The sequence below is a fragment of the Neisseria sp. P0021.S006 genome, assembly GCF_051956895.1.
Map to the genome: position 1 here is coordinate 1 of NZ_JBQCWZ010000507.1, position 968 is coordinate 968.

Annotated in this window: 1 protein-coding gene and 1 pseudogene; one reads left to right on the top strand and one right to left on the bottom strand. The window is 52.3% G+C overall.

The genetic code is table 11. From position 1 onward, the window contains the following. Positions 1-179: pseudogene (gene rnhB, locus ACTHUM_RS15310) on the top strand (ribonuclease HII); the annotation flags it as partial. A 57-nt stretch (positions 180-236) separates the two neighbouring features. Here the strand turns inward: rnhB and pyrD are convergent. Continuing rightward, on the bottom strand, positions 237-968 hold a 732-nt coding region (gene pyrD, locus ACTHUM_RS15315; RefSeq protein ID WP_440403330.1), incomplete at its 5' end, for a dihydroorotate dehydrogenase (quinone).

A 968-nucleotide genomic window follows, 5' to 3' on the forward strand; every position in this document is an offset into this window, starting at 1 on the left:
ATGCAGAAATGTATGAATTGGCGAAACGCTATCCGCAATACGGGTTTGACCGCCACAAAGGCTACGGCACGGCGCAACATTTGGCCGCATTGAAACAATACGGCGTATTGCCGGAACACCGCCGCGATTTCGCACCGGTCAAAACCTTATTGGCACAAGGCAATCTGTTTGAAGAATGAAAGCATAGCAAAAGGCCGTCTGAAAGATTTCAGACGGCCTTGTTTTTTAGGAAAGTATCATTTCAACGCAGCCAAACACTCTTTAATCAACTCAGGGCCGCGATAAATCAAACCGCTGTACACCTGAACCGCACTGGCACCCAAGCGGATTTTTTCTGCCGCGTCCGCGCCGTTCATGACGCCGCCGACGCCGATAATCGGCAGCTTGCCGTCAATGCGTTCCGCCAAAAGTTTCAACACCTGATTGCTTTTCTCGCGAACGGGCAAGCCGCTCAAGCCGCCTTGTTCGCCTGCGAGCGGATGGCTGTCCAAGCTTGATTTGTCGATGGTTGTGTTGGTGGCGATGATGCCGTCCATTTCCACAGATTTGACCACATGGGCGATGTCGTCGATTTGCGCTTCGTCCAAATCCGGCGCGATTTTGACCGCCAGAGGCACATATTTGCCATGCGCGGCTGCCAGTTGCGCCTGTTTGTTTTTCAAGGCCTCCAACAATGCGCTCAATTCGTCGCCGCCCTGCAAGGCGCGCAGGTTTTTCGTATTGGGGGAGGAAATATTGACCGTGATGTAGCTTGCGTGGGCGTAGGCTTTTTCCAAGCAAATCAGATAATCGTCGGCCGCATTTTCAATCGGCGTAACGGCATTTTTGCCGATGTTGATGCCCAAAATGCCTTTAAAACGGCTGTTTTCAATGTTGCGGATCATTGCGTCGATGCCGTGGTTGTTGAAACCCATGCGGTTAATGATGCCTTGGTGTTCGGGAACGCGGAAAAGGCGCGGCTGCGGATT